The following is a 1,036-nucleotide window of genomic DNA, read 5'->3' as shown; positions in this document are numbered from 1 at the left end:
GCACCTTCATGGGCCCGCGCCGCGACAGCTGGCTGAAATTCTGGGAGCCGATGATCCGCCGCAAGGCGGGCCTCGGCGTGGTCGACACCAAGGCTCCGCACCGGCATTTCGACAAGACGCATCTGCATTGCGACGTGCTCGTCGTCGGCGCCGGCCCGACGGGACTGAGTGCCGCGATCGCCGCCGCCGAGGCCGGCGCCGACGTTGTGCTGTGCGACGAGAATCCCGAGGTCGGCGGCGTGCTGAGCTATGGCCGCTATGATCCGGCCGTCCTCTCCGGCCTGTCGTCACGGCTCGCATCGCTGCCCAATCTCAAGCTGCTGACCGGCACCGTCTGCAATGGCTGGTACGAGGACAATTGGCTGCCGCTGATCGAGGGCGATCGCCTCCATCGGACACGCGCCCGGGAGGTGATCCTCGCGACTGGAGCCATCGAGCAGCCGGCCGTCTTCCGAAACAACGACCTGCCGGGGATCATGCTCGGCGGAGCCGCGCAGCGCCTGATCCGCCACTATGGCGTGCGGCCTGGCGACAGTGCCGTGGTGCTGGCCGCCCATGACGACGGCTACCGGACGGCGCTCGATCTGCTGGACGCCAGCGTATCGGTCGTCGAGCTAGTCGATCCGAGACCTGCCGGCGCTACCAGTCCGCTGGAAGCTGAGCTCCGGGGCAAGGGCGTCGCCATCCGCAAAGGCGTAACCGTGGAGGCGGCGGAAGGCACGGCCGGCAACCGTCACCTCGCCCGCGTCCGTATCGGCGGAAGCTGGATCGCGTGCGACCTGCTGACGGTTTCGATCGGCAGCGCGCCGGCATGGCAATTGCCCTGCCAGGCTGGCGGCAAGGTCGGCTACGACGCCGCCACGCACATGATGACGATCACGCTTCCTCAAGGTCCCGTCCATCTCGCCGGCGCCGTTGCCGAGGAGGACGCCATCGCCAGCGGCCGGCGCGCGGCGGCTGCCGCGCTCTCGCGCCTCGGTCATGCGGTCACCGAAGAGCTTCCGGTAGCCAATCCAAAGAGCGCCCGGCCACGCTA

The 1,036-nt window shown here is 69.0% G+C and carries 1 protein-coding gene; it reads left to right on the top strand.

The genetic code is table 11. The features are described 5' to 3' along the window. On the top strand, positions 1–1,036 hold a 1,036-nt coding region (locus EOA24_RS39105), incomplete at both ends, for an FAD/NAD(P)-binding oxidoreductase (protein ID WP_127410887.1).

The organism is Mesorhizobium sp. M2A.F.Ca.ET.039.01.1.1 (assembly GCF_003998035.1).
Lineage (GTDB): Bacteria > Pseudomonadota > Alphaproteobacteria > Rhizobiales > Rhizobiaceae > Mesorhizobium.
Note: the sequence above shows the minus strand (reverse complement) of the source record. Positions and strands in the feature narration are given on the sequence as shown.